Source organism: Streptosporangium sp. NPDC000239 (genome assembly GCF_040300765.1).
Lineage (GTDB): Bacteria > Actinomycetota > Actinomycetes > Streptosporangiales > Streptosporangiaceae > Streptosporangium.
Map to the genome: position 1 here is coordinate 172806 of NZ_JBEPEI010000010.1, position 20728 is coordinate 193533.

The 20728-nt window shown below is 71.7% G+C and carries 22 protein-coding genes; 13 read left to right on the plus strand and 9 right to left on the minus strand.

Annotated elements, in window-relative coordinates; translation table 11 throughout:
* Positions 1–52 precede the first annotated feature (52 nt).
* Complete coding sequence (locus ABT340_RS24420; protein ID WP_352013128.1) at positions 53–268, minus strand: dodecin; 216 nt, start codon at positions 266–268, stop codon at positions 53–55.
* Positions 269–407: 139 nt separating this feature from the next.
* On the opposite strand from ABT340_RS24420, the gene ABT340_RS24425 reads away from it, so the two are divergent.
* The gene (locus tag ABT340_RS24425) at positions 408–683 is read left to right on the plus strand and encodes a DUF3099 domain-containing protein (protein WP_352013129.1); all 276 of its coding nucleotides are present in this window, start codon (positions 408–410) and stop codon (positions 681–683) included.
* Between the two features lie 169 nt (positions 684–852).
* Here the strand turns inward: ABT340_RS24425 and ABT340_RS24430 are convergent, their stop codons facing one another.
* Both ABT340_RS24430 and moaA read right to left on the minus strand, forming a co-directional pair.
* Entirely contained in the window at positions 853–1695 is an 843-nt protein-coding gene (locus tag ABT340_RS24430) for an NTP transferase domain-containing protein (RefSeq protein WP_352013130.1), read from the minus strand.
* Between the two features lie 5 nt (positions 1696–1700).
* Positions 1701–2690, minus strand: coding sequence for a GTP 3',8-cyclase MoaA (gene moaA, locus ABT340_RS24435; protein ID WP_352013131.1), 990 nt, complete (start codon positions 2688–2690; stop codon positions 1701–1703).
* Between the two features lie 648 nt (positions 2691–3338).
* On the opposite strand from moaA, the gene ABT340_RS24440 reads away from it, so the two are divergent.
* Together ABT340_RS24440 and ABT340_RS24445 are read left to right on the plus strand one after the other, a co-directional pair.
* Positions 3339–3587 carry a hypothetical protein gene (locus tag ABT340_RS24440; RefSeq protein WP_352013132.1) on the plus strand — a complete coding sequence of 83 codons (249 nt, stop codon included), beginning with the start codon at positions 3339–3341 and terminating at the stop codon, positions 3585–3587.
* 116 nt (positions 3588–3703) lie between these two features.
* Complete coding sequence (locus ABT340_RS24445; protein ID WP_352013133.1) at positions 3704–4858, plus strand: RtcB family protein; 1155 nt, start codon at positions 3704–3706, stop codon at positions 4856–4858.
* Positions 4859–4941: 83 nt separating this feature from the next.
* Here the strand turns inward: ABT340_RS24445 and ABT340_RS24450 are convergent, their stop codons facing one another.
* Positions 4942–5826: a UbiA family prenyltransferase gene (locus tag ABT340_RS24450; protein ID WP_352013134.1), complete on the minus strand. Its 885-nt coding sequence runs from the start codon at positions 5824–5826 to the stop codon at positions 4942–4944.
* A 113-nt stretch (positions 5827–5939) separates the two neighbouring features.
* Here ABT340_RS24450 and ABT340_RS24455 point away from each other — a divergent pair, with 113 nt between their 5' ends.
* Genes ABT340_RS24455 through ABT340_RS24465 form a run of 3 tightly spaced genes read left to right on the plus strand, consistent with a single transcriptional unit; the run spans position 5940 to position 8575 of the window.
* On the plus strand, positions 5940–7004 hold the full coding sequence (locus ABT340_RS24455; RefSeq protein WP_352013135.1) for a type III polyketide synthase: 1065 nt from the start codon (positions 5940–5942) through the stop codon (positions 7002–7004).
* A 15-nt stretch (positions 7005–7019) separates the two neighbouring features.
* Entirely contained in the window at positions 7020–7565 is a 546-nt protein-coding gene (locus ABT340_RS24460) for an isoprenylcysteine carboxyl methyltransferase family protein (protein WP_352013136.1), read from the plus strand.
* On the plus strand, positions 7562–8575 hold the full coding sequence (locus ABT340_RS24465) for an NAD(P)/FAD-dependent oxidoreductase (protein WP_352013137.1): 1014 nt from the start codon (positions 7562–7564) through the stop codon (positions 8573–8575). The genes ABT340_RS24460 and ABT340_RS24465 overlap by 4 nt, the downstream gene beginning before the upstream one ends.
* 80 nt (positions 8576–8655) lie before the next feature.
* On the opposite strand, the gene ABT340_RS24470 is transcribed toward ABT340_RS24465, so the two are convergent.
* The 3 genes from ABT340_RS24470 to ABT340_RS24480 form a co-directional block, all read right to left on the minus strand.
* Entirely contained in the window at positions 8656–9162 is a 507-nt protein-coding gene (locus tag ABT340_RS24470) for a hypothetical protein (RefSeq protein ID WP_352013138.1), read from the minus strand.
* A 150-nt stretch (positions 9163–9312) separates the two neighbouring features.
* On the minus strand, positions 9313–10083 hold the full coding sequence (locus ABT340_RS24475) for a hypothetical protein (protein ID WP_352013139.1): 771 nt from the start codon (positions 10081–10083) through the stop codon (positions 9313–9315).
* Positions 10084–10160: 77 nt separating this feature from the next.
* Positions 10161–11996: an AMP-dependent synthetase/ligase gene (locus ABT340_RS24480; protein ID WP_352013140.1), complete on the minus strand. Its 1836-nt coding sequence runs from the start codon at positions 11994–11996 to the stop codon at positions 10161–10163.
* Between the two features lie 179 nt (positions 11997–12175).
* On the opposite strand from ABT340_RS24480, the gene ABT340_RS24485 reads away from it, so the two are divergent.
* From ABT340_RS24485 to ABT340_RS24495, 3 genes are all read left to right on the plus strand, one after another.
* Positions 12176–13678 carry a peptide MFS transporter gene (locus ABT340_RS24485; protein WP_352013141.1) on the plus strand — a complete coding sequence of 501 codons (1503 nt, stop codon included), beginning with the start codon at positions 12176–12178 and terminating at the stop codon, positions 13676–13678.
* Positions 13679–13716: 38 nt separating this feature from the next.
* Entirely contained in the window at positions 13717–14328 is a 612-nt protein-coding gene (locus ABT340_RS24490) for a trimeric intracellular cation channel family protein (RefSeq protein ID WP_352013142.1), read from the plus strand.
* A gap of 86 nt (positions 14329–14414) precedes the next feature.
* Positions 14415–14660: a hypothetical protein gene (locus tag ABT340_RS24495; RefSeq protein ID WP_352013143.1), complete on the plus strand. Its 246-nt coding sequence runs from the start codon at positions 14415–14417 to the stop codon at positions 14658–14660.
* 3 nt (positions 14661–14663) lie between these two features.
* On the opposite strand, the gene yczR is transcribed toward ABT340_RS24495, so the two are convergent.
* The gene (gene yczR / locus ABT340_RS24500) at positions 14664–16097 is read right to left on the minus strand and encodes a MocR-like transcription factor YczR (protein WP_352013144.1); all 1434 of its coding nucleotides are present in this window, start codon (positions 16095–16097) and stop codon (positions 14664–14666) included.
* A gap of 75 nt (positions 16098–16172) precedes the next feature.
* Between yczR and yczE the strand changes: the two genes are divergently transcribed.
* The 4 genes from yczE to grpE all read left to right on the plus strand — a co-directional run bounded on the left by yczE (position 16173) and on the right by grpE (position 19930).
* Positions 16173–16778, plus strand: a complete 606-nt coding sequence (gene yczE / locus ABT340_RS24505) for a membrane protein YczE (RefSeq protein ID WP_352013145.1) — start codon at positions 16173–16175, stop codon at positions 16776–16778.
* 33 nt (positions 16779–16811) lie between these two features.
* The gene (locus ABT340_RS24510) at positions 16812–18572 is read left to right on the plus strand and encodes a glycoside hydrolase family 15 protein (protein ID WP_352013146.1); all 1761 of its coding nucleotides are present in this window, start codon (positions 16812–16814) and stop codon (positions 18570–18572) included.
* A 166-nt stretch (positions 18573–18738) separates the two neighbouring features.
* Positions 18739–18987, plus strand: coding sequence for a hypothetical protein (locus ABT340_RS24515; RefSeq protein ID WP_352013147.1), 249 nt, complete (start codon positions 18739–18741; stop codon positions 18985–18987).
* 82 nt (positions 18988–19069) lie between these two features.
* Positions 19070–19930 (plus strand): nucleotide exchange factor GrpE, encoded by an 861-nt coding sequence (gene grpE / locus ABT340_RS24520; protein WP_352013148.1) that lies wholly within the window; start codon positions 19070–19072, stop codon positions 19928–19930.
* Between the two features lie 5 nt (positions 19931–19935).
* On the opposite strand, the gene ABT340_RS24525 is transcribed toward grpE, so the two are convergent.
* A complete protein-coding gene (locus ABT340_RS24525; protein WP_352013149.1) occupies positions 19936–20508 on the minus strand; it encodes an RNA polymerase sigma factor in 573 nt (190 codons plus the stop codon).
* Positions 20509–20728: the final 220 nt, after the last annotated feature.

The window sequence follows — 20728 nt, forward strand, 5'->3', positions numbered from 1 at the left end:
CCGCGGCGCCCGCGGACCGTCCCTCACGGACGTCCCCGGGCGCCGCGCGGCCTCAGGCGTCGTCCTCCAGGCGGAAGCCCACCTTCAGGCCGACCTGGAAGTGCCCGATCTCGCCGTCCACGATGTGCCCCCTGACCTCGGTCACCTCGAACCAGTCGAGGTGACGCAGGGTCTGCGCGGCCCTCCGGACGCCGTTGCGCACGGCCGCCTCGATGCTCTCCCCCGACGTGCCCACGATCTCGGTCACCCGGTACGTACGATCCGTCATCGTGTCCTCCTTGCCCGAAGGCCCCGGAGACCCCCGTAGGCCCCTGGAGGCCAGGGTCGCACGCGCTTTCCCGCCCGCCGGAGGCGAGGTCTAGGTTGGAGATGTGAGGAAATGGCACAGGCGCCGACAGGTCCACCAGGTGACCGACGCACAGCCCTCCCTGAGCGAGGACATCGGCAGGCGCGAGAGGAACTACCTCATCAAGATGGGGATCCGACTGCTCTGCCTCATCCTCGCCTTCACCGTGCCCGCCCCGCTGCCCGTGAGGCTGCTGCTCTTCGCCGGCGCGATCTTTTTACCGTATGTTGCCGTGATCGGGGCCAACGCACCACGTCGCGAGGCGGAAAGTGGCTTCGGCATTACGGATGACAGCCAGAACGAGATCCCACGCCACCGACGCGAGATCGGGTCGTGACTAACTCTTGACGCATCTCAGGGGTTGGAGGTGTACGCTTTAAGCAAGTGCCCTGGTCCCCCGTCGGGGCACTGGTGCCGGCGTTCCGGGCCCCCGTCGGAACGCCGATGAAGCGACGCCGGGTGGTTTGCCCCCGTAACCACCCGGCGTCGCCCTTTTCTCCGGAATCTCAGTCTCCGGTCTTTCTCTCCCATTCCTGAGCGAGTTCGATCAGCCGCTTGAGCGTGTCGTCGCCCGCGGTTCCCGCTCCCTGGGCCAGGCCCAGCAGGTAGGCCGTCAGCGGGGCGGCCGGGCGTGCCACCCCGTGGGCGACCTCCTTCGTCAGGTCGAGCACCGCGTCCCTGTCGACCCGCGCCGGATCGACGCCCAGTTCCCGGCAGACCAGCTCGGTCCACTCCTCCAGCACGTTCATCGCTCGCTCCTCGTCGACGGCCTTGTCGGCGTTCTCCGCCGCGTCCGGCTCACCGTCTCCGGCACGCAGCAGATCATCCGGTGTGTCGCAATCGAACCACGGTTTCCCGGGAAGGCGGAGCCCGACGGGCCCGAGCGGGCCGAGCAGTCCGTGCAGCGACCGTCCCTCGTAGCCGTCCAGTGCCCGGGTGAGCTCCGCCGTACGCCAGACTCCGGCGAGCCACTGCTGTCTGTCCTCCTCGTCGAGGAGCACCGCCCCTGCGGCCCCCTCGGCGGCGGCGAACAGCGCCGAGACGTGCCCGGCCGTCAGGAACGGCAGGTCGGCGGCGAGCAGGGCGATCCAGGGGGCGGTCACGGCGGTCATCCCCGCCCGCAGCGCGGGGACGGGCCCCGCGCCCGGCGGGCGCTCGCGCAGGAAGACGGCCCCGGGCAGGCCGGGACGGGGGGAGCCGACGACGATCAGCCGCCGCGCGTCCGGTACGGCCGCCGCGACCCGCTCGACCAGTGGGCGTCCGCCGACGTGGAGACCTGGTTTGTCCTGTCCGCCGAGCCTTCTCGCCATGCCGCCCGCCAGGATGCAGGCGTCGTGACGGACGCTCATCCCGCTCATCCGCCGATGGCGGACATCGGGCGGGACGGTTGCAGGAAGGACGGGTCGTCGATGCCGTGCCCGGCCTTCTTGACGCGCACCGCGGCCAGCCAGCGCTCGGCCAGTTCCTCGTCGCCCGCGCCCGCGCGCATCGCCGCACGCAGGTCGGACTCGTCCGTGGCGAACAGGCAGTTGCGGACCTGGCCGTCGGCGGTGAGCCGTACCCGGTCGCAGGAGCCGCAGAACGGGCGGGTGACCGAACCGATTACACCGACCCTGGCCGGTCCGCCGCCGACCAGGAAGAGCTCGGCCGGGGCGCTGCCGCGCTCTCCCGGGTCGGCCTCTGTCAGGTCGAAGCTCTCCCGCAGTCCCGCGAGGATCTCCTCGGCCGTGATCATGTCCTGCCTGCGCCAGCCGTGCTGGGCGTCCAGCGGCATCTGCTCGATGAAGCGCAGCTCGTAGCCCCGTTCCAGGCAGTGGCGCAGCAGCGAGGCGGCCTCGTGGTCGTTGACGCCGCGCATCAGCACGGAGTTGATCTTCACCGGGCGCAGGCCCGCGGCGTCGGCGGCGGCCAGGCCGTCGAGCACGTCGGGCAACCGGTCGCGGTGGGCGAGTCTCCTGAACGTCTCCCGGTCGAGGGTGTCGAGGGAGACGTTGACCCGGCTCAGGCCCGCCTCGGCCAGGGGGGCGGCCAGTCTGGCCAGGCCGATGCCGTTCGTGGTCAGGGAGACCTGGGGCGCGGGGCGCAGGGCAGAGGTACGGGCCACGATGTCGACCAGTTCGCGGCGCAGCAGCGGCTCACCGCCGGTGTAGCGGACCTCGGTGACGCCCAGCCGTTCCACGGCGACGGTCACCAGCCTGACGATCTCGTCGGCGGTCAGCAGCTCGGGTTTGGGCAGCCACTCCAGCCCCTCGGGGGGCATGCAGTAGGAGCAGCGCAGGTTGCAGCGGTCCGTGAGGGACACCCGCAGATCAGTCGCCACCCGGCCGAACGAGTCCCGCAGCACGGGGCGCCACCTCCTCACATCCGTCTGCTCCGGCAGGGGCCCAGCCTACGGCCGGTACCCACCGGGACCTCCCACGGGTCTCCTCCTGGCGACAACATCACCATCGAAGGGTTGATTCCTCCATAGGAGGACATGTCCGGCTTCTGGGAGCGCTCTCATCTGCGCGATCAGACTTCCGAGGCGTCATGCAGGCCACAAACACCTCCATAAATCACAGAAAAATTCAGGTGATTCATGGATATATGCCTAATTAGCACATAACGCTTTGATGCCAAGGCCCCTGCGCGCCGGGGAGACCCCGGGAACCGCGCCGATAATCCGTAGCGACGACCCCGGGATCACGAAAGGAGCCGGACCCACGTGAGACCGGTAGCGGACAACCGCCTCAGCGCGCTGATCCTCGCGGCGCCCCTGCTCATGACCGCCCCCTGCCTGCCCCAGGGCGTGGCCGGCCTCGCGTCAGGCCCGGCCGTCATCCCCGCGAGAACTGCCGGGAACGCCATATTCCCCGACCGCCGAACACCACCGGAAGGTAACGGAATCGGATTTATGGAGAAAATCCCGGATCCGCCTTCCGGGTTTTCGACCGGGCCGATTCCGGAGAGAGTTCTTCACCCGTTTCCACATGCCGCGTTCCGGGCGGCCGGCGTGGACGCGGCCGGGCCGCGAAAGCCGTCCGAGAAGCCGCAGGAGTCCGGGGAGGACGCGATCCCCGCCGTCCCCTTCCTCGTCGGCTCCGGAGTGATCCTGCTGGCCGTCGCCCTGCTCTTCCGGGGAACGTTGCGGGCCGACCTGCGCGCGGAACGGAACCGGAGATCCCGTCTGGAACGTTCGAGGCGCCGGGCCGTCCCCCAGGAGGAGCACGGCCCGGAACCCGAGCCCGGCTCCCCCGCCTGAGCCGCCGGTCCCGGCTCCGTGGCCCGGCGGGTGAATCCGGCGAACGGTAAAATAAGTGGGATTTCCTTTCTGGGCTCGCCACACTGATCGACAGCCGGTCCAAGGAGATTCACACGATGCCGAACCAGCCCGCACCGAACCTGCTGTCGTGGGCCAGCGAGATCGACGAAGGCGCGATCATGCAGGCCGCACGCACCGCCCGTCTGCCGTTCGTCTCCGGCCACGTCGCTCTCATGCCAGACGCGCACGTCGGCATCGGGGCGACGGTCGGCTCGGTCATCCCCACCGAGAACGCCATCATTCCCGCCGCCGTCGGAGTGGACATCGGCTGCGGCATGGTGGCGACCGAGACGACGCTCACCGCCGCCGACCTGCCGGACACCCTCGCCGCGCTGATGCCGATGGTCGAGCACCGCATCCCGGCCGGGGTCGGCAAGGGGCACAGCGACCCGTCCATCGACCGGGCGCTCGACGACCTCGGCCTGCCGTACACGGACCTGAACCCCAGGCAGGAGAAGAAGGTCGCCGAGCAGTTCGGCACCCTCGGCTCGGGCAACCACTTCGTCGAGGTCTGCCTCGACGAGCGTGACCGGGTCTGGACGGTGCTCCACTCGGGGTCACGCGGCATCGGCAACCAGCTGGCCACGATGCACATCACGGGCGCCAAGCGGATGATGAGGAAGCAGGCCGTCGGTCTTGAGGACCCGGACCTGGCCTACCTCGTCCAGGACACCCCGGAGTTCACCGCCTACATCGAGGACATGCTGTGGTCCCAGCGCTACGCGATGGCCTCGCGGGCCCGGATGGACCGGGTGCTGGTCAACGCCCTGTTCCGGGTCGTCGGCGGCGGGCAGCGGGTCCGCACGATCAACTGCCACCACAACTTCACCCAGCGGGAGACCCACTACGGGAAGTCCCTGTGGATCACCCGTAAGGGCGCCATCAAGGCCGACACCGGCGACGAGGGTGTGATCCCGGGTTCGATGGGCACCCGTTCGTACATCGTCCGCGGCCTGGGGAACCCGGAGTCCTACACCTCCTGCTCGCACGGGGCGGGACGCCGGATGTCACGGACGAAGGCCAAGCGGGAGCTCTCGGCCGACTCGCTCGCCCAGGCGATGCGGGGCCGTACGTGGAACTCCGACAGGGCCGCCTCACTGGTCGACGAGCACCCGGAGGCGTACAAGCCCATCGACCAGGTCATGGCCGACCAGAAGGACCTCGTCGAGGTCCGGCACACCCTGCGCCAGATCTTCAACTACAAGGGCTGATCGTACGGCGGGCGGGATCTTGCCCCGCCCGCCGTTCTTCTGCAAGATCGCAGTATGCGCGGTTGCCTCCGGCGGGACGCGGTTCAGGGCACGACGGTGATCGTGGTGGTCGTGGCGAGCAGGAGCAGGACGTCGAGCGCCGCGACGGCCACGGCTCCCGCGAAGGGGGCCTTCGGCGACCGGTTCGCCGCCAGCGGCCCGGCACAGGCGAGCGCCACGGCGACGGCGAGCGCGGCCCACTCCCCGGGCCCGGGCGCCCCCGGCGGTCCCAGGACCAGCGTCACGGTCGCCAGCAGCAGGGGGACGGGGACAAGCGCGCGCACCCGCGCGGCGCCGAGCCGCTGCGGCCAGCCCCTGACCCCGGCCGCCAGGTCGTCCTGGATGTCGGGCAGCACGTTCGCCAGGTGCGCGCCGCAGCCCAGCAGGGCCGCGGCGAGGACCGCCCACCACGCGGGCCACGGCGCGCCGGGCAGCCCCAGCGTCACGAACGGCGGCAGGGAGCCGAACCCGACCGCGTACGGCAGCCACGAGAACACCGTCGCCTTGAGCCCCAGGTCGTACGCCCAGGCCGCGGCGACGCCCGTGAGGTGGACGCCCCCCGCGACGGGACCGAAGGCCAGGGAGAGCGGCACGCAGAGCGCCAGGGCCGTCCACGCCGCGGCCCACACCGTGCGCGCGGCGAGCAGGCCCTCCGCGACCGGCTTTCCCGTACGGCCCGCGGCGGTGTCCCTGGCCGCGTCGGCCGCGTCGTTGCACCAGCCGATCGACAGCTGGCCGGTCAGCACGGCGGCGGCCACCAGGGCGCATCCGGCCGCGTCGTGCCCGCAGACCAGGGCCAGCGCGCCCACCAGTACGGTGACGGCCGCGGTCGGCCCGGGATGGCAGGCGCGCGCCAGCGCGACGACCGTCGTGAACCCGGTCCCCGGCCTGCCCGCCGTCCGCACCCGCCCCGCCCACCGGCTCGTCACAGAGTCGATGTTAGGCACACCCGCGGCGGGAAGAAGGCTTGCCACGGACACGGACGGGCAGAAGCCAGATGTCCGCACCCCCCTTTCCCACGAGGCCCGGGAGTGACCCTTTCATGACGCGAATCGCCGCCGTCCGCGGCGCGCTTCCGCCGAACCGCCACCCCCAGGCCGAGATCACCGACGCCATCGCGCGGCTGTGCCTGCCCGAGGGCGCCGACCGGCGGGTGCTCGACCGGTTACACGCGAGTGCCAGGGTCGGCTTCCGCCACCTGGCGCTGCCCCTGCACCGCTACGCCAAGCTCGACGGGTTCGGGGCGGCCAACGACGTCTTCGTCGAGTGCGCCGTGGAGCTGGGCACAGAGGCGGTCGGCGCCGCGCTCGACGCCGCGGGGCTCACCCCGGGGGACGTGGACATGATCATGTTCACCTCGGTGACCGGCCTGGCCGCGCCCTCGGTCGACGCCAGGCTGGCGGGCCGGTTGGGGTTACGTCCCGACGTCAAACGGGTGCCGATCTTCGGGCTCGGCTGTGTGGCGGGGGCGGCGGGGATCGCCCGGCTGCACGACTACCTGCGCGGCTGGCCCGGGCACGTGGCGGTGCTGCTCTCGGTCGAGCTGTGCTCGCTGACCCTGCAGCGCGGCGACTCCTCGGTCGCCAACCTGGTCGCGGGCGCGCTGTTCGGCGACGGCGCGGCGGCCGTGGTCGCCTGCGGCGCCGAACGGGCCGCCGCCCTGCCAGGAGGGGGGCCCACGGTCGTGGCGACCCGTGGCCACCTGTATCCCGACTCGGAACACGTCATGGGCTGGGACGTCGGCGACACCGGGTTCCAGGTGGTCCTCGACGCCGGCGTCCCCGACGTGGTGCGGACCTACCTGGCCGACGACGTGGACGGCTTCCTCGCCGACCATGGGCTGACCAGGGACGACATCACGGCCTGGGTGTGCCACCCGGGCGGCCCGAAGGTGCTCGACGCCGTCGCCGAGACGCTCGGGCTGCCGCAGGACGCGCTCGAACTCACCTGGCGCTCACTGGCCTCGGTCGGCAACCTGTCCTCCTCGTCGGTGCTGCACGTGCTGCGGGACACCCTCGCGCTTCGCCCGCCTCCCGCGGGGACTCCGGGGCTGCTCATCGCGATGGGCCCCGGTTTCTGCTCCGAACTCGTCCTGTTGCGCTGGTGACCCGTGGGGGGAACGGTGTCCTGGTATCTGTGGCTCGTCCTGCTCGTCGGCGTGGAGCGGCTGGCGGAGCTGGTGGTCGCCCGGCGCAACGCGCGCTGGAGCCTGGCCCGCGGGGGGATCGTCCACGGGCGCGGCCACTATCCGTGGATGGTCGGCCTGCACACCGGGTTGCTGGCCGGGTGCGCGCTGGAGGCCGGTCTGGCGGGACGGCCCTTCGTCCCCGCGCTCGGCTGGCCCATGCTCGCCCTGGTCGTCGCGGCGCAGGGGCTGCGCTGGTGGTGCGTCACCGCGCTGGGCAGGCAGTGGAACACCGAGGTGATCGTGGTCCCCGGCCTGTCCCCGGTGACGGGCGGGCCGTACCGGCTGCGGTGGCTGCGCCACCCCAACTACGTGGCGGTCGCCGCCGAGGGGGTGGCCCTTCCGCTGGTGCACGGCGCCTGGGTCACCGCGGTGACGTTCACGGTGCTGAACGCCGCGCTCATGGTGGTGCGGATCCGCTGTGAGGAGGCCGCCCTGGCCACGCTCTCCCCCGCGCCGTCCGCCGGGCGGGCCCCCGCGTGATCGACGTCCTGGTCGCCGGCGGGGGGCCCGCCGGTCTCGCCACCGCCATCCACGCGGCGCTGGCCGGGATGGAGGCCGTCGTGGTCGAGCCCCGGCCGGGCCCGGTCGACAAGGCGTGCGGCGAGGGGTTGATGCCCAGCGGCGCGGCGGCGCTGCTGGGGCTGGGCGTGCGGCCCGAGGGCAGGCCTCTGGCGGGAATCCGCTACGTGGACGGCGGCGACCGGGTCCAGGCCGAGTTCAGGAGGGGAAGCGGGCTCGGGGTGCGCCGCACCGCCCTGCACGACGCGCTGTCGCGGCGCGCCACCGAGGTGGGCGTGCGGGTCGTACGCGGCAGGGTCGAGGAGGTACGGCAGCACCACGACCGCGTCGAGGCCGCGGGGCTGCGGGCCAGGTGGCTGGTGGCCGCCGACGGTCTGCACTCCCCGCTGCGCGCCATGCTCGGGCTCCGGCTTCCCGACACCCGCCCCCGCAGGTACGGCCTGCGGCGGCACTATCTCGTCGCCCCCTGGACGGACTTCGTCGAGGTGCACTGGGCCGACGAGTCCGAGGCCTACGTGACGCCGGTCGGCGACGACCTGGTCGGGGTGGCCGTGCTCAGCTCACGGCGGCGGGGCTACCAGGAACATCTGGCGGACTTCCCCGAGCTCGCGGCCAGGCTCACCGGACCGGCGGCGACCAGTGTGCGGGGGGCGGGGCCGTTGCGCCAGCGGGTGCGCCGCCGGGTCTCGGGGCGGGTGCTGCTGGTCGGCGACGCCGCGGGTTACATCGACGCCCTCACCGGTGAGGGGCTCTCCCTGGCGCTGTTGTCCGCGCGGGCGCTCGTCGGCTGCCTGCGGGCGGGGGACCCCGACTCCTACGAGGAGGCCTGGCTGCGCCTGTCGCGCAGGCACAGGCTGCTCACCGGGGCGCTGCTGGGGACCCGGCGGTACCGCGGGGCCGCGCGGCTGATCGTCCCGGCCGCCCGGCGGCTGCCCGTCCTGTTCGGGGCCGCGGTGCACGCGCTCTCGTGAGGGTCCCGGCGGTCGCGCCTACGGCGGGCGGCGGACCGCCCCGCGCGGGCGGGACGGTCCTGGGCTCGCTCACCGGTCGGTCAGCGGAAGACCCTGACCCAGTCGCTGTCCTCGGACGGCGCCAGGCCCCTGGCGCCCTCGAAGACGACGCGCCAGGTGCCGGAGGTGTAGACGCGGACGTCCGTGGCGAAACGCCCGTCACGGCCGGTCTCGATCGCGTCGACGAACTCCCACTTGCTCCTGCCGCTCGCGCGGAAGAGCACCACGATCTTCTGCCAGCCGGCGGAGCCCGCCCACTGGGTCCTGCCGTTGTCGCAGGGGTTGTGGCGGGTGGCCAGGCCGGGACCGCGCTCGTGCGGGTTGCAGTCCTCACCGACCTGGAGCTGGCCGCTCAGCGTGATGCGCTGGAACCTGCGGGCCGGGTTGGGGTCGGCGTTGAAGCCGGCGATCCTGGTCTCGGTGTAGGCCCGACTCCCGGCCTGCGCGGACACGGCCTGGGTGGTCGCGGCCTGCGCCGGTGCGGTGACCGCGAGCGCGGAGGCGCTCAGCGCCGCCGTGGCCAGGACGGTCGCGATGCGTCGCAGCATCTGGAACTTCCTTCCCCGTTGAAGGACGCGCCCCGCGGTGGGGCGCGCCTACCGTCAAAGACGCTTCAACATAAGGAAAAGTCACAGTAAATAGGAAATTAGCCACTCCAAATGGAATAACGATATGGCGATTTGTCCTATTAAATGCACTTATGCGGTGGTCGGGTGGATGATGCTGCGTCTGCCCGCGTAGTGTCCCGTCCCGGCGAACAGGATGCGCCACTGGCCGTCCCTGATCCCCGGAACGTCCCTGGCGAAGCGGCCCTGCGCGTCGGTGGTCGCCGAGGCCACGCTCTGCCAGGGCTCCCCGGGCTCGCTCCGGTGCAGGATGCCCACCGGCTGGCCGGGGAAGGGGGCGTAGTCCAGGTAGCCCTGCGGGTCGACCCGGTTCAGGACACCGCGAACCCGCGCGCCCGTCTCCCCCGCGGCCACCCGCACCGCGCTGAACCTGGTCTCCCTGCGCAGCCTGAAGACGGTGTGCCCGGTGACGACCTCACCGCCGGCGCCCCTGGCGGTCACCGTGACGGTCCAGCGCCCCGTCGGGTACCAGCGGGTCAGACCCTTGTCGGGCACGAACCTCCAGATCTCCCACTCCGGCGCCGGGGCAGGCGCCTGCGCCCCCTGACCGTCTGCGGTCCCGGTGACCCCGGTGTCCTCGGCGTCCTCCTGGATCGGCGGGGAGACCGGCTCGTCGGCCGCGTCCGGGGCGCCCGGCTCGACCTCGATCGTCACCCCGTCCGGCCCCGCGACCCCGCCCGCGACCACCTCGATCACCACCCGCACCGATCCGGACGGCCCGACGACGGGCGCGCCGGGGGTCACGGTCACCGAGCGGATCACCGGTTCCCCGGCCACGCCCGCCCCGGCCGGGACGGGCGGGACGACGGTCGCCGCCGCCAGCAACGCGAAAAGGAATCTCATGACCCAGGACGCTAGGAACGGCGCGGTAATGGCCGGGGGACGGACACGCGCCCGTTGGGCAAAGGGACAGGCACGGGTCAGGACGCGTACAGGCCGTCGATCACCTCCGCGTACCTGGTGTGGATGATCCGGCGTCTGAGTTTCAGGCTCGGCGTGAGCTCCTGGCTCTCCGGCGTCCACTCGACCGGCAGCAGCCGCCAGCGCTTGACCTGCTGTACCCGGGCGAGCCGCCCGTTGGCCGCGGCGACCGCCCCGGCGACCTCGCGCAGGACCTCGGGGTGCTCGGCGAGGTCGGCCAGGCAGGTGAACCCGATGCCCCGCTCCTTCGCCCAGCCGGGAGCCGTCTCACCGTCGAGGGTGAGGATCGCCACCGGGTACGGCCTGCCGTCGCCGTAGGCCAGGGCCTGGCCGACGATGGGGTGTTCCCTGAGGAGGCCCTCGATGTTGGCCGGGGAGATGTTCTCGCCCCCCGAGGTGATGATGAGCTCCTTCTTGCGGTCGAGGATGCTGACGAAGCCGTCCTCGTCGACCACGCCGACGTCGCCGGTGTGCAGCCAGCCGTCCTCGTCCAGCAGTTCCGCGGTCTCCCCCGGCCGGTTGAGGTAGCCGACGGCGTTGGCCGGGCTGCGGGTGAGGATCTCCCCGTCCTCGGCGACGCGGATCTCCACCCCGGGCCCGGCCTGCCCGACCGTGCCGAGTTTGAAGCGGTCCTGGGCGTTGGCGGTGAACGCACCCGTCGTCTCCGTCATGCCGTACACGTCCAGGACGCGCAGGCCGAGACCGGCGAAGAAGCGCTGGACCTCGCGCGGCATCGGCGCCGCGGCGGTGGCGAGCCAGCCCGCGTTGTCCAGGCCGATCAGCGAGCGCACGCCGGACAGCAGCGCGGCGTCGGCCCGCTCGTAGGCCTCGCGGACCCCGGGTGAGGGCGTGCGGCCGTACTGGCAGGCCTCGATGTGGGCGAGACCGGCGGCCATGGCCAGACGCGCCTGCTCGCGCCGATCCTGCGGCTGCATGGACAGCAGGGCCTGGAGCCTGGCCATCATCTTCTCCCACACGCGCGGCACGCCGAAGAAGAGCACCGGCCTGACCTGGCCGAGGATCGCGCCGAGCTGGGACATGTCGGTGCAGAAGTAGGTGTGGGAGAGCTTGAAGAGCGGCAGGTAGAGGCTGAGCACCCGCTCGGCGATGTGCGCGTAGGTCAGATAGGAGATCTGGGTGCCGCGTTCGGGCACCCGCGCCAGCCGGTCGGTGGCCACGACCTCGTAGAACACGTTGGCGTGGGTGAGCGGCACGCCCTTGGGGTCGCCGGTCGTGCCGGAGGTGTAGAGCACCGTCAGGACGTCGTCGGCGGTCACCGCGCGCCAGCGGGCCTCGACCTCGCCGGGTTCGGCGGCCAGCCGTTCGCGGCCCATGGACAGCAGGTCCTCCCAGGAGACGAAACGGTCGTCCCGGGGCGCGCCCTCCAGCATGACGATCCTGCGCAGCGCGGGCAGGTCCCCGAGGATCGGCTCCCATCTGGCCAGGTCGGCCGGGCCGCCGAGCACCGCGATCCGCGCGCCCACGTCGGCCGCGACGAAGGCGACCTGCTCGGGGGCGAAGGTGGGGTAGACCGAGCACGAGACGCCGCCCGCGTGCACCGCGCCCAGGTCGGCCAGGACGTGCTCGCTGCGGTTGACCATCATCAGGGCGACGGCCTCGCCTGTGCGCAGGCCGAGGGCGGCGAAGCCCGCGGCGATCTCCAGCACCCTCCGCCTGGCCTCGCCGTAGGTCATGGTCGTCCAGCCCTGCCCCGAGGGGTCGGAGTAGGCGGGGGCTCCCGCGTCCCGTTCGGCCGCCTCCCTCAACTGGGCGCAGACGGTACGGCCCGCGATCTCCCGCTCGATCGCGGCCCGTTCCTCAAGGACACCGGCCATCGAAGCGCCTCCTGGAAGTGCTCACTTGCCTTCGTGAGGCATGCATCGCATCACACGGGATACGGGGGGACAAGACCTTCGGCGTTAAGGGACCGACGACGCACGACCTTTCGGTCCGCCCTCGCCGGAACGAACACGCAGAGTTACAGTTCGATCACACACTGAGGTCGGGGGGCGCTATGACATCGGCGACAAAGGCGGAGGAGAAATCCTTCTTCGGGCATCCACGCGGCCTCGCCACGCTGTTCGGCACCGAGATGTGGGAGCGCTTCAGCTGGTACGGCCTGCGCGCGATCCTGGCCACCTTCATGGCCGCCTCCCCCGCCGTCGGCGGGCTGGGCATGGGCAAGGGGACCGCGCAGGCGCTCGTCGGCGTCTACGGCGCCCTGATCTATCTGGTGGCCCTGCCCGGCGGCTGGGTCGCCGACCGCGTCCTCGGTGCCCGCAGGGCGGTGCTGTGGGGCGGTCTGATCATCATGTTCGGGCACATCAGCATGGCGATACCGGCCAGGACGGGCCTCTTCGTGGCCCTCGGCCTGCTGCTCATCATCGCCGGGACCGGGCTGCTGAAGCCGAACATCTCCGCGATGGTCGGCAAGCTCTATCCGGAGGACGCCGACGCGCGCAGGGACGCGGGCTTCTCCCTGTTCTACCTCGGCATCAACCTGGGGGCCTTCGTCGCCCCCATCGTGGTCGGCTGGCTCGCCGACGGCGACCGCTGGCACCTGGGCTTCGGGGCGGCGGCCGTCGGGATGGCCCTCGGCCTGGTCCAGTACGTGGCGGGCCGCTCCCGCCTCCGGGGCGCCGGCGACGAGCCCGGGCACCGGCTGACCCCCGCCGAGCACCGGCACTTCACCCTCGTCGCGCTCGGCTCGACGGCCGTGATCGTCGTGGCCCTGACGCTCTGGGCGCTCTCCGGGACCTTCAGCCTCGACGCCTTCGCGCTGGCGCTGACCGTGGTGATCGTGATCGTTCCGGTGGTCTACTTCGGCTACATCCTGCTGGGCAGCCACAACCTGACGCCGGAGGAGCGCGCCGGGATGCGGGCCTACATCTGGTTGTTCGCCGCCGCGGCCGTCTTCTGGATGATCTACGACCTGGCCCCGACCGTGCTGCTGTTCTTCGCCGCGGACCACACCGACCTCTCGCTGTCCGGTGTGCGCATCACCGCCGCGGCGACGCAGTCGTTCAACCCGCTGTTCATCATGATCTTCGTACCGGTCTTCGCGGCGTTGTGGGTGAAGCTGGGCAACCGGGTCACGGCCCCGCAGAAGTTCGCCTTCGCGCTGGTCATGGTCGGCCTGAGCTTCGTGATCATGGCGGCGGCCTCCGCCCTGGCCGGGAACGGGAGGGTCTCGGTGTGGTGGCTGGTGGCGGTCTACCTCGTCCAGGTCTTCGGGGAGCTGGCGCTGAGCCCGGTCGGGCTCTCGGTCACCACCAAGCTCGCCCCCCAGGCGTTCAAGGGACAGATGCTCGGCGTCTGGTTCATCGCCGTCTCGGTCGGTGACGCGGTCGGCGGGCAGACGGGCAGGCTCAGGGAGCACATGTCCGATCCCGCCTACTTCCTCACGCTGGCGGCGATCGCGGTCGTGGCGGGCGTGCTGCTGTTCCTGTTCGTGCCGCGGCTGCGCGTCCTGATGCGGGAGCACGACCACGCGCCTTCCGGACGCCAAGAAATATGACGTAAGACCCATAGAGCCGGTCATGGGATGATTTATCAGTGAACCAATGGCTTGACCTCGTCGGAATCTTCGTCTTCGCTCTCTCAGGCGCACTCGTGGGCGTCCGCAGGCGACTGGACGTGGTCGGCATGGCCGTACTGGCGGAGATGACCGCGCTCGGCGGCGGCATCCTGCGTGACCTGATCCTCAACGTCCGGCCCGCTGCCTTCTCCAGCACCGGATACGTGCTCGCCCCGGTGATCGCGACGGCCATCGTGTTCTTCTGGCACCCGCACGTGGAGCGGGTGATGCCCGCCGTCAACGTGTTCGACGCGGCGGGCCTCGGCCTGTTCTCCGTGGTGGGCACGGAGAAGGCGCTGAGCTACGGCCTGAGCCCGCTGCACGCGACGCTGCTCGGGGTCACCACCGGTGTCGGCGGCGGCGTGCTGCGCGACGTCCTGTCCGGGCAGATCCCCATCCTGCTCTACGACCGCCAGCTCTACGCGGTGCCCGCCCTGTTCTGCTCGGCGGTGATGGCCGTGCTCTACATCCTGGACCTGCACGGCTGGCCCGCCACGCTGGCCGCCGCCGTACTCGGGTTCGGGCTGCGCATCGCCGCGATGCGGCTGCGCTGGCGCGCCCCGCTCGCCAGGGGGGTCGCGCCGGAGTAGCCCGGTGAAAACCCTGGTCAAGTCGCGTTACACGGCGTACGGCCCGGGCATCGCGGCGGTAGGCGTCCAACTCACGGGAGGCCACCATGGCCAAGGGGAAGAAGACCGCGGGCCACGGGCGACGGCCCTGCACCGTCAGTCTGCCGCTGGTCGGGACGGTGGCGGTGCCGCCACCCGAACGGCTGGCCTTCTACGCGGTGCTGGGGGTGCTCGGCGCCCTTGAGGTCATCGACTGGCCCGTCGCGATCGTCGTCGGGGCCGGTCACCTGCTCTCCGAGCAGCATCGCTCCGGCCTCCTGCAGGAGGCCGGAGAGGCGGCGGAGGCCGCCTGACGATCACAGGGCGGGGGTGAGCGGCGGAGCCGGGCGGGCGCCGTACGGGCCCCTGATCCTGGCCTCCGCGATGCGGGCCACTCCCTCGGTGACGACCTGCGGGGACTGGGTGAAGGGAAGCCTGAGCCTGCCTTCGAGCGTGCCGTCGACGCCGAACCAGGTGCCGGGGGCCAGCCGTACGCCCTGGCAGGCGGCGGCCTCGGCCAGCAGGCTGCCCGAGTGGTCGGGCAGCCTGATCCACAGCGAGCCGCCGCCCCTGGGCACGGTGTAGTCCCAGTCCGGCATGTGCTCGGCCAGCGCGGTCGTCAGGGCGGCCCGTGACGCGCCGAGGCTGCGGCGGCGTTCGGCCCTGGTCTCCTCGATGTCCTCGAAGAGCCTGGCCACGACGAGTTGCTCGAACAGGGAGCTCGCGATGTCGACCGAGGCGCGCAGGGCGGCCAGGCGGCGCACCATGGCGGCGCCCGTGCGGATCCAGCCGATGCGCAGGCCGCCCCACCACAGCTTGGAGGCCGATCCCAGGCTGATCACCCTGCCGTCGGTGTCGAAGGCGGCCAGCGGGGCGGTCCTGGGCACCTCGTCGATGTCCAGCTCGCTCCAGGTCTCGTCCACGATCAGCGTGGTGTCGTGCCTCCTGGCCGCGCTCACCAGCCCGGCCCGGGTGGCGTCGTCCATCAGGTGGCCGGTGGGGTTGTGGAAGTCGGGGATGACGTAGGCCAGGCGGGCCCCTGACTGGCGCATCGCGCTGGTGAGCAGGTCCAGGTGCCAGCCGTCGTCGGGGATGCCGACCGGGACGATCCTGGCGCCCCGCGCCCTGGCCAGATCGATGGCGTGCGGATAGGTCGGCGAATCGAGCAGGAACGGGTCGCCCGGCGCGAGCAGCGCCATGGCCAGCAGGTGGAGGCCGTGCTGGGCGCCCGCGGTGATGAGGATCTGCTCCGGCCTGGTGGCCAGCCCCCGCGCGCAGTACCGGGCGGCGACGGCCTGGCGCAGCGGCGCGATCCCGACCGGGTCGTAGCCCATGCCCAGGGTGTAGCGCGGATAGCCCTCCCCCGCGGCGGCGATCGCGGCGGGCAGCGTCCTGGCCGCCGACGGCGCCGCGCAGTGCAGCGGCAGCAGCCCGTCGTCCTCTGCGGCGATCCAGGGGTTCTCCGCGCCGAGCGAGCCCGCGTCCGGCAGCGCCGTCCAGCTCCCCGCCCCCTGCCTGCTCTCCAGGTATCCCTGCTCGCGCAGCCGGTCGTAGGCGGAGGTCACGGTCGTACGGCTGACGCCCAGCGCCTCGGCGAGGTGCCGCTCCGCCGGGACCCGTACCCGCACGGGCAGCCGCCCGTCGAGGATCAGCGACCGCACGGTCGCGGCCAGGGTCCGGTAGTACGGCTTGGCGCCGGGGTCGATCGCCAGGAGGCGAGCGAGCTGGACGCCACTCAGATAGCGGTCCACCCACCCCACTATAAGGCCACTTTTCGTGATTGGCCCTTTTGGATGGCAGTAATGGCATGGACGATAAGTGCCATTATGAGCGAGGCAACACTTCCCACCCTCGGGTCGTTCCCCGGCCGCCTCCTGCGCCTGTACGCCGGACTGGCGCTCTACGGCGTCGGCATCGGCCTGCAGATCGAGTCACGGCTCGGCGGCAGCCCGTGGGACGTCTTCCACCAGGGCCTGTCCATCCATCTCGGCCTGTCCATCGGCACCTGGATCATCGTGGTCGGCGCGGCGGTGATGCTGCTGTGGATCCCCCTCAGGCAGCGGCCCGGCATCGGCACCCTCAGCAACGTCCTGTTCCTCGGGCTGTTCGCCGACGCCGCGATGTGGCTGGCCCCCGAGCCGGGACCGCTGGCCCTGCGGTGGGTCTACCTGGTGCTCGGCGTCGTCGCGACCGGCGCGGCCACCGGGCTCTACATCGGCGCGGGCCTGGGCCCCGGACCGCGCGACGGCCTGATGACCGGCCTCAACCGCCTGGGCATGTCCATCCGTTCGGCCAGGACCCTCATCGAGGTGACGGTGCTGGCCGTCGGCTGGCTGCTCGGCGGGACCGTGGGCCTGGGAACCGTGGTCTTCGCCCTGGCGATCGGCCCGCTGAGCCAGTTCTTCATGCCGCTGATGCGCCCCAAGGACTGATCGGGACGCCGCGGAGGCGTTAGCGTCGAGCACATGCGGATCGAGGACTACGCCCTCATAGGCGACATGCAGTCGGCGGCACTGGTCGGCCGCAACGGCTCCATCGACTGGCTCTGCCTGCCCAAGTTCGACTCGCCCGCGTGCTTCGCGGCACTGCTCGGCGACAAGCACCACGGGCAGTGGTGGCTCGGTCCCGCCGGCGCCCGGCGGCCCGACGCCACCAGGCGCCGTTACAAGGGCGACTCCCTGGTGCTGGAGAGCGAGTGGGACACCCCGGGCGGCACGGTCCGCGTCACGGATTTCATGCCGACCAGGCACGTCAACCCCGACCTGGTCAGGATCGTCGAGGGTGTCTCCGGCACGGTCGAGATGGCCACCGAGATCCGCGTCCGCTTCGACTACGGCCGCATCGTGCCCTGGGTGCGCCGTACCGACGGGCTGCTGCAGGCCGTGGGCGGCCCCGACTCGGTGTGGCTGCACTCCCCGATCCCTCTGCAGGGCGGCGACTACGCCCACAAGGCGAGGTTCCAGGTCGCCGAGGGCGAACGCCTGGCCTTCGTCTTCACCTGGCATCCCTCCCACGAGGCCAGGCCCGTCGAGATCGACCCCTTCGAGCAGCTCACGCAGACCGAGCAGCTGTGGGAGGAGTGGCTCGGCCAGTGCGCCTACCAGGGTCCGTGGCGGGACGCCGTGGTCCGCTCGCTCATCACGCTCAAGGCGCTCACCTACGCCCCCACCGGTGGCATCGTCGCCGCCCCGACCACCTCGCTGCCCGAGGACCTCGGCGGGGTCCGCAACTGGGACTACCGCTACTGCTGGCTGCGCGACGCGACCATGACGCTTGAGGCCCTCATCGGCGCGGGCTACCTGGAGGAGGCCCGCTCCTGGCGGGCGTGGCTGCTGCGGGCCATCGCGGGCCGCGCCCAGGACCTGCAGATCATGTACAGCGTGACCGGAGAGCGCAGGCTGACCGAGCTCGAACTGTCCTGGCTGCCCGGCTACGAGGCCTCCCGCCCCGTCAGGATCGGCAACGACGCCGTCACCCAGCTCCAGCTCGACGTGTACGGCGAGGTGATGAACGCCCTGTACCTGTCGCGCGCCTCGGGCATGGAGCCCGACGACCGGGCGTGGACCATCCAGCGCGAGCTGCTCGGATACGTGGAGGCCCACTGGGACGAGCCCGACGAGGGACTGTGGGAGGTCAGGGGTCCGCGCAGGCACTTCACCCATTCCAAGGTGATGTGCTGGGTGGCCCTCGACCGGGCCGTCAAGCAGGTCGAGGAGTTCGGCAGGACGGGGCCGGTGGCGCGCTGGCGGGAACTGCGCGACCGGATCCACGCCGAGGTGTGCCACAAGGCGTTCGACTCCGCGCGCGGCACCTTCACCCAGTCGTACGGCTCGGCGGAGCTCGACGCCTCCCTGCTGCTGATCCCCATGGTGGGCTTCCTGCCCCCCGAGGACCCCAGGGTGGTCGGCACCGTCGAGGCGATCCAGCGTGAGCTGATGGTCGACGGCTTCGTGCTGCGTTATCCGCTGGACGAGGACAACGACGTGGACGGCCTGCCGGGGGGTGAGGGCGCGTTCCTGGCGTGCAGCTTCTGGCTGGCCGAGGCGCTGGCGATGATCGGGCGCAAGGAGGAGGCCGTCGAGCTGTTCGAGCGCCTGCTGGCGCTGCGCAACGACGTCGGCCTGCTCTCCGAGGAGTACGACCCCCGCTACGGCCGCATGGTCGGCAACTTCCCGCAGGCCTTCAGCCACGTCCCGCTGATCCACACGGCCCGCGCGCTGAGCTGACCCCGCCCGCCGTACTCCTCGGGAGGACCCCGGGAGGGCGCTGACGAGCCGAAATGCGGCGGATCCGGAAGGCCAGAAAAGTCGTGAAAAAATTTTTCCCCTCGGGTGCAACTAAACACGGCCAAGGTCACTCTCACCTGTTGAACACCACCCGAAAGGAACAAACATGAGCGACTTCGCTACCTCCGACCTGGTCGACTACGACGGCGACGGCAGCGCCGACGCCCAGCTGATCGACACCGACGGCGACGGCTACGCCAACGAGGAGCGCTACGACACCGACGGTGACGGGGTGACCGACGTCGTCTACCTCGACAACGACGGTGACGGCTACATCGACGAGGCCCGGGTCGACTACGACGGCGACGGCGTCGCCGACTACACCCAGACCTCGGGCCCCTTCCCCACCGCCTGACCGCACGAGCAGCGTGAGCCCGTGTGTCCTCACGTGTGATCCCGTCGCGGACCACACGGGCGAATGACGAGGAAGACAACCGATGGAAGATCGACGCGCGCTCCTGCCCCTGATGCTCCTGCTGGCCTGCGCGGCACTGACCGCCTGCGGCCTCGTGGGAGGGGAGACGGGCGGGCAGACGCGGACCGTCGCCACGTCATCGGAGCCCGGCGAGCCGGGTGTCTCCCAAGGAGAGGCCGTACGGCCCCTGCGCAAGGGGCGGGGGGTGACGCCCGGCGAAACGGGGACGCCGGGCGGACCGTTCCCGCTCCTCCTCCCCCTGATGCTCGCGATCGGCGGCGGGGTCGCCGTGGCGGGCGCGGGAGGGCTCTACCTGTGGTCGCGCGGCCGGCGGACGGCCGCCGCCACACCGTCCCCGGCGCCGCCGTGGCAGACGGCCCCCCAGGCCCCTCAGACCCCTCAGATGCCCCTGACCCCCCAGGCTCCCCCTGGGACGATGGCCGCCGAGGCGCCGCCGCACCCGTGGGCACCCGATCGTGACCCGCTGGCCGAGGCGCTCACCGAGGTGGCGGGCAGCGGGATCAGCCAGGCGCTCACCCAGCAGGTCGAGCGACTGTTCTCCGGAGGGCATCCGGGCAGGGAGACCCTGGTCGAGGCCTGCATCGGCTACCGGGACCAGATCGCCGAACGCCACCCCCGGCTGGCCGACACCCTGGGGGACGGCCTGAACCGGGCCGGGGTGCGGGAGATCGTCCCGGACGGGCAGCGGTTCGACCCACGCCTGCACGAGGCGTTCGGCTCCGAGCCGACCGACCGGCCCGAACTGCACGACACGGTGGCGGAGACCGTCAAGAGGGGGTACGCCGACGGCGGCCGGGTGATCCGCGTGCCGCAGGTCGCCGTCTACCGTCACCCGGCGCCCGGAGGCGAGGGTGTGGGGTGAGGCGCTCAGCCGTCGGCCAGGCCGGTCTGCAGCCGCCTCCTGGCACGGTGGATCCAGGCCCGGACCGTGTTCAGCGGCACCCCGAGCGAGAGCGCGACCTGCTCGTAGGTCAGTCCGCCCGCCCACAGCAGCAGCGCCTCCCGATGGGAGGCGGGCAGCCCCGTCAGCGCCCTGCGCAGGTCGGCCAGCCTGGCGACCGAGTCCTCGAAGGGGTCGGCGACCAGGAGTTCCTCGGCGACCTCGGCCATGAGCGCGTCCCGGGGAGGACGGCGCCTGATCACCGAGTGGGAGGCGTTGCGCGCGATGGCCAGCACCCAGGCCCTGAAGGGCGACCTGCCCTGAAAGGCCGGCAGGCCGCGCCAGGCCGCCAGGTGCGTGTCCTGGAGCGCGTCGAGGGCGTCGGCGCGGTTGCCGGTCAGGTGGTAGCAGACGCCGAAGGCCGGGCGCCGCGCCATCGACCACAGCTCGGCGAAGGCCCTCTCGTCACCCCCGCGGGCCGCCGCCACGAGCAGGCTCTCACCATCGGCGGCGTCCTCGGTCCTGTCCTCGACGGCCCCGCCCAGCGACACGCTCGTCATCGGTCACCCATCGTCCGGGAGCGGAAAATCAGCCAATGACATCACGTTCCGCGACCGCCCGGTATGTGGTGGTCCGCCATGATATTGGACCGTGATAATCCCCATTCCCGGTCGTCCCATCACGAGTCAGACGGCCTGACCGACCTGCGTCGACTCCCTCAGGGAGGGCCGGGAAACCGATACAGGAGGAGAACCTGCCCATGGTGCCGCGGACGTTCCC

Excerpts from the sequence above, each read along its gene's own strand:
- ABT340_RS24455 (WP_352013135.1), top strand. The coding sequence starts at position 5,940 with ATGACGCGAATCGCCGCCGTCCGCGGCGCGCTTCCGCCGAACCGCCAC.
- ABT340_RS24515 (WP_352013147.1), top strand. The coding sequence starts at position 18,739 with ATGAGCGACTTCGCTACCTCCGACCTGGTCGACTACGACGGCGACGGC.
- ABT340_RS24485 (WP_352013141.1), top strand. The coding sequence starts at position 12,176 with ATGACATCGGCGACAAAGGCGGAGGAGAAATCCTTCTTCGGGCATCCA.
- ABT340_RS24525 (WP_352013149.1), bottom strand. The coding sequence starts at position 20,508 with ATGACGAGCGTGTCGCTGGGCGGGGCCGTCGAGGACAGGACCGAGGAC.
- ABT340_RS24510 (WP_352013146.1), top strand. The coding sequence starts at position 16,812 with ATGCGGATCGAGGACTACGCCCTCATAGGCGACATGCAGTCGGCGGCA.
- yczE (WP_352013145.1), top strand. The coding sequence starts at position 16,173 with ATGAGCGAGGCAACACTTCCCACCCTCGGGTCGTTCCCCGGCCGCCTC.
- ABT340_RS24430 (WP_352013130.1), bottom strand. The coding sequence starts at position 1,695 with ATGAGCGTCCGTCACGACGCCTGCATCCTGGCGGGCGGCATGGCGAGA.
- grpE (WP_352013148.1), top strand. The coding sequence starts at position 19,070 with ATGGAAGATCGACGCGCGCTCCTGCCCCTGATGCTCCTGCTGGCCTGC.
- ABT340_RS24470 (WP_352013138.1), bottom strand. The coding sequence starts at position 9,162 with ATGCTGCGACGCATCGCGACCGTCCTGGCCACGGCGGCGCTGAGCGCC.
- ABT340_RS24445 (WP_352013133.1), top strand. The coding sequence starts at position 3,704 with ATGCCGAACCAGCCCGCACCGAACCTGCTGTCGTGGGCCAGCGAGATC.
- ABT340_RS24420 (WP_352013128.1), bottom strand. The coding sequence starts at position 268 with ATGACGGATCGTACGTACCGGGTGACCGAGATCGTGGGCACGTCGGGG.
- ABT340_RS24475 (WP_352013139.1), bottom strand. The coding sequence starts at position 10,083 with ATGAGATTCCTTTTCGCGTTGCTGGCGGCGGCGACCGTCGTCCCGCCC.
- ABT340_RS24495 (WP_352013143.1), top strand. The coding sequence starts at position 14,415 with ATGGCCAAGGGGAAGAAGACCGCGGGCCACGGGCGACGGCCCTGCACC.
- ABT340_RS24480 (WP_352013140.1), bottom strand. The coding sequence starts at position 11,996 with ATGGCCGGTGTCCTTGAGGAACGGGCCGCGATCGAGCGGGAGATCGCG.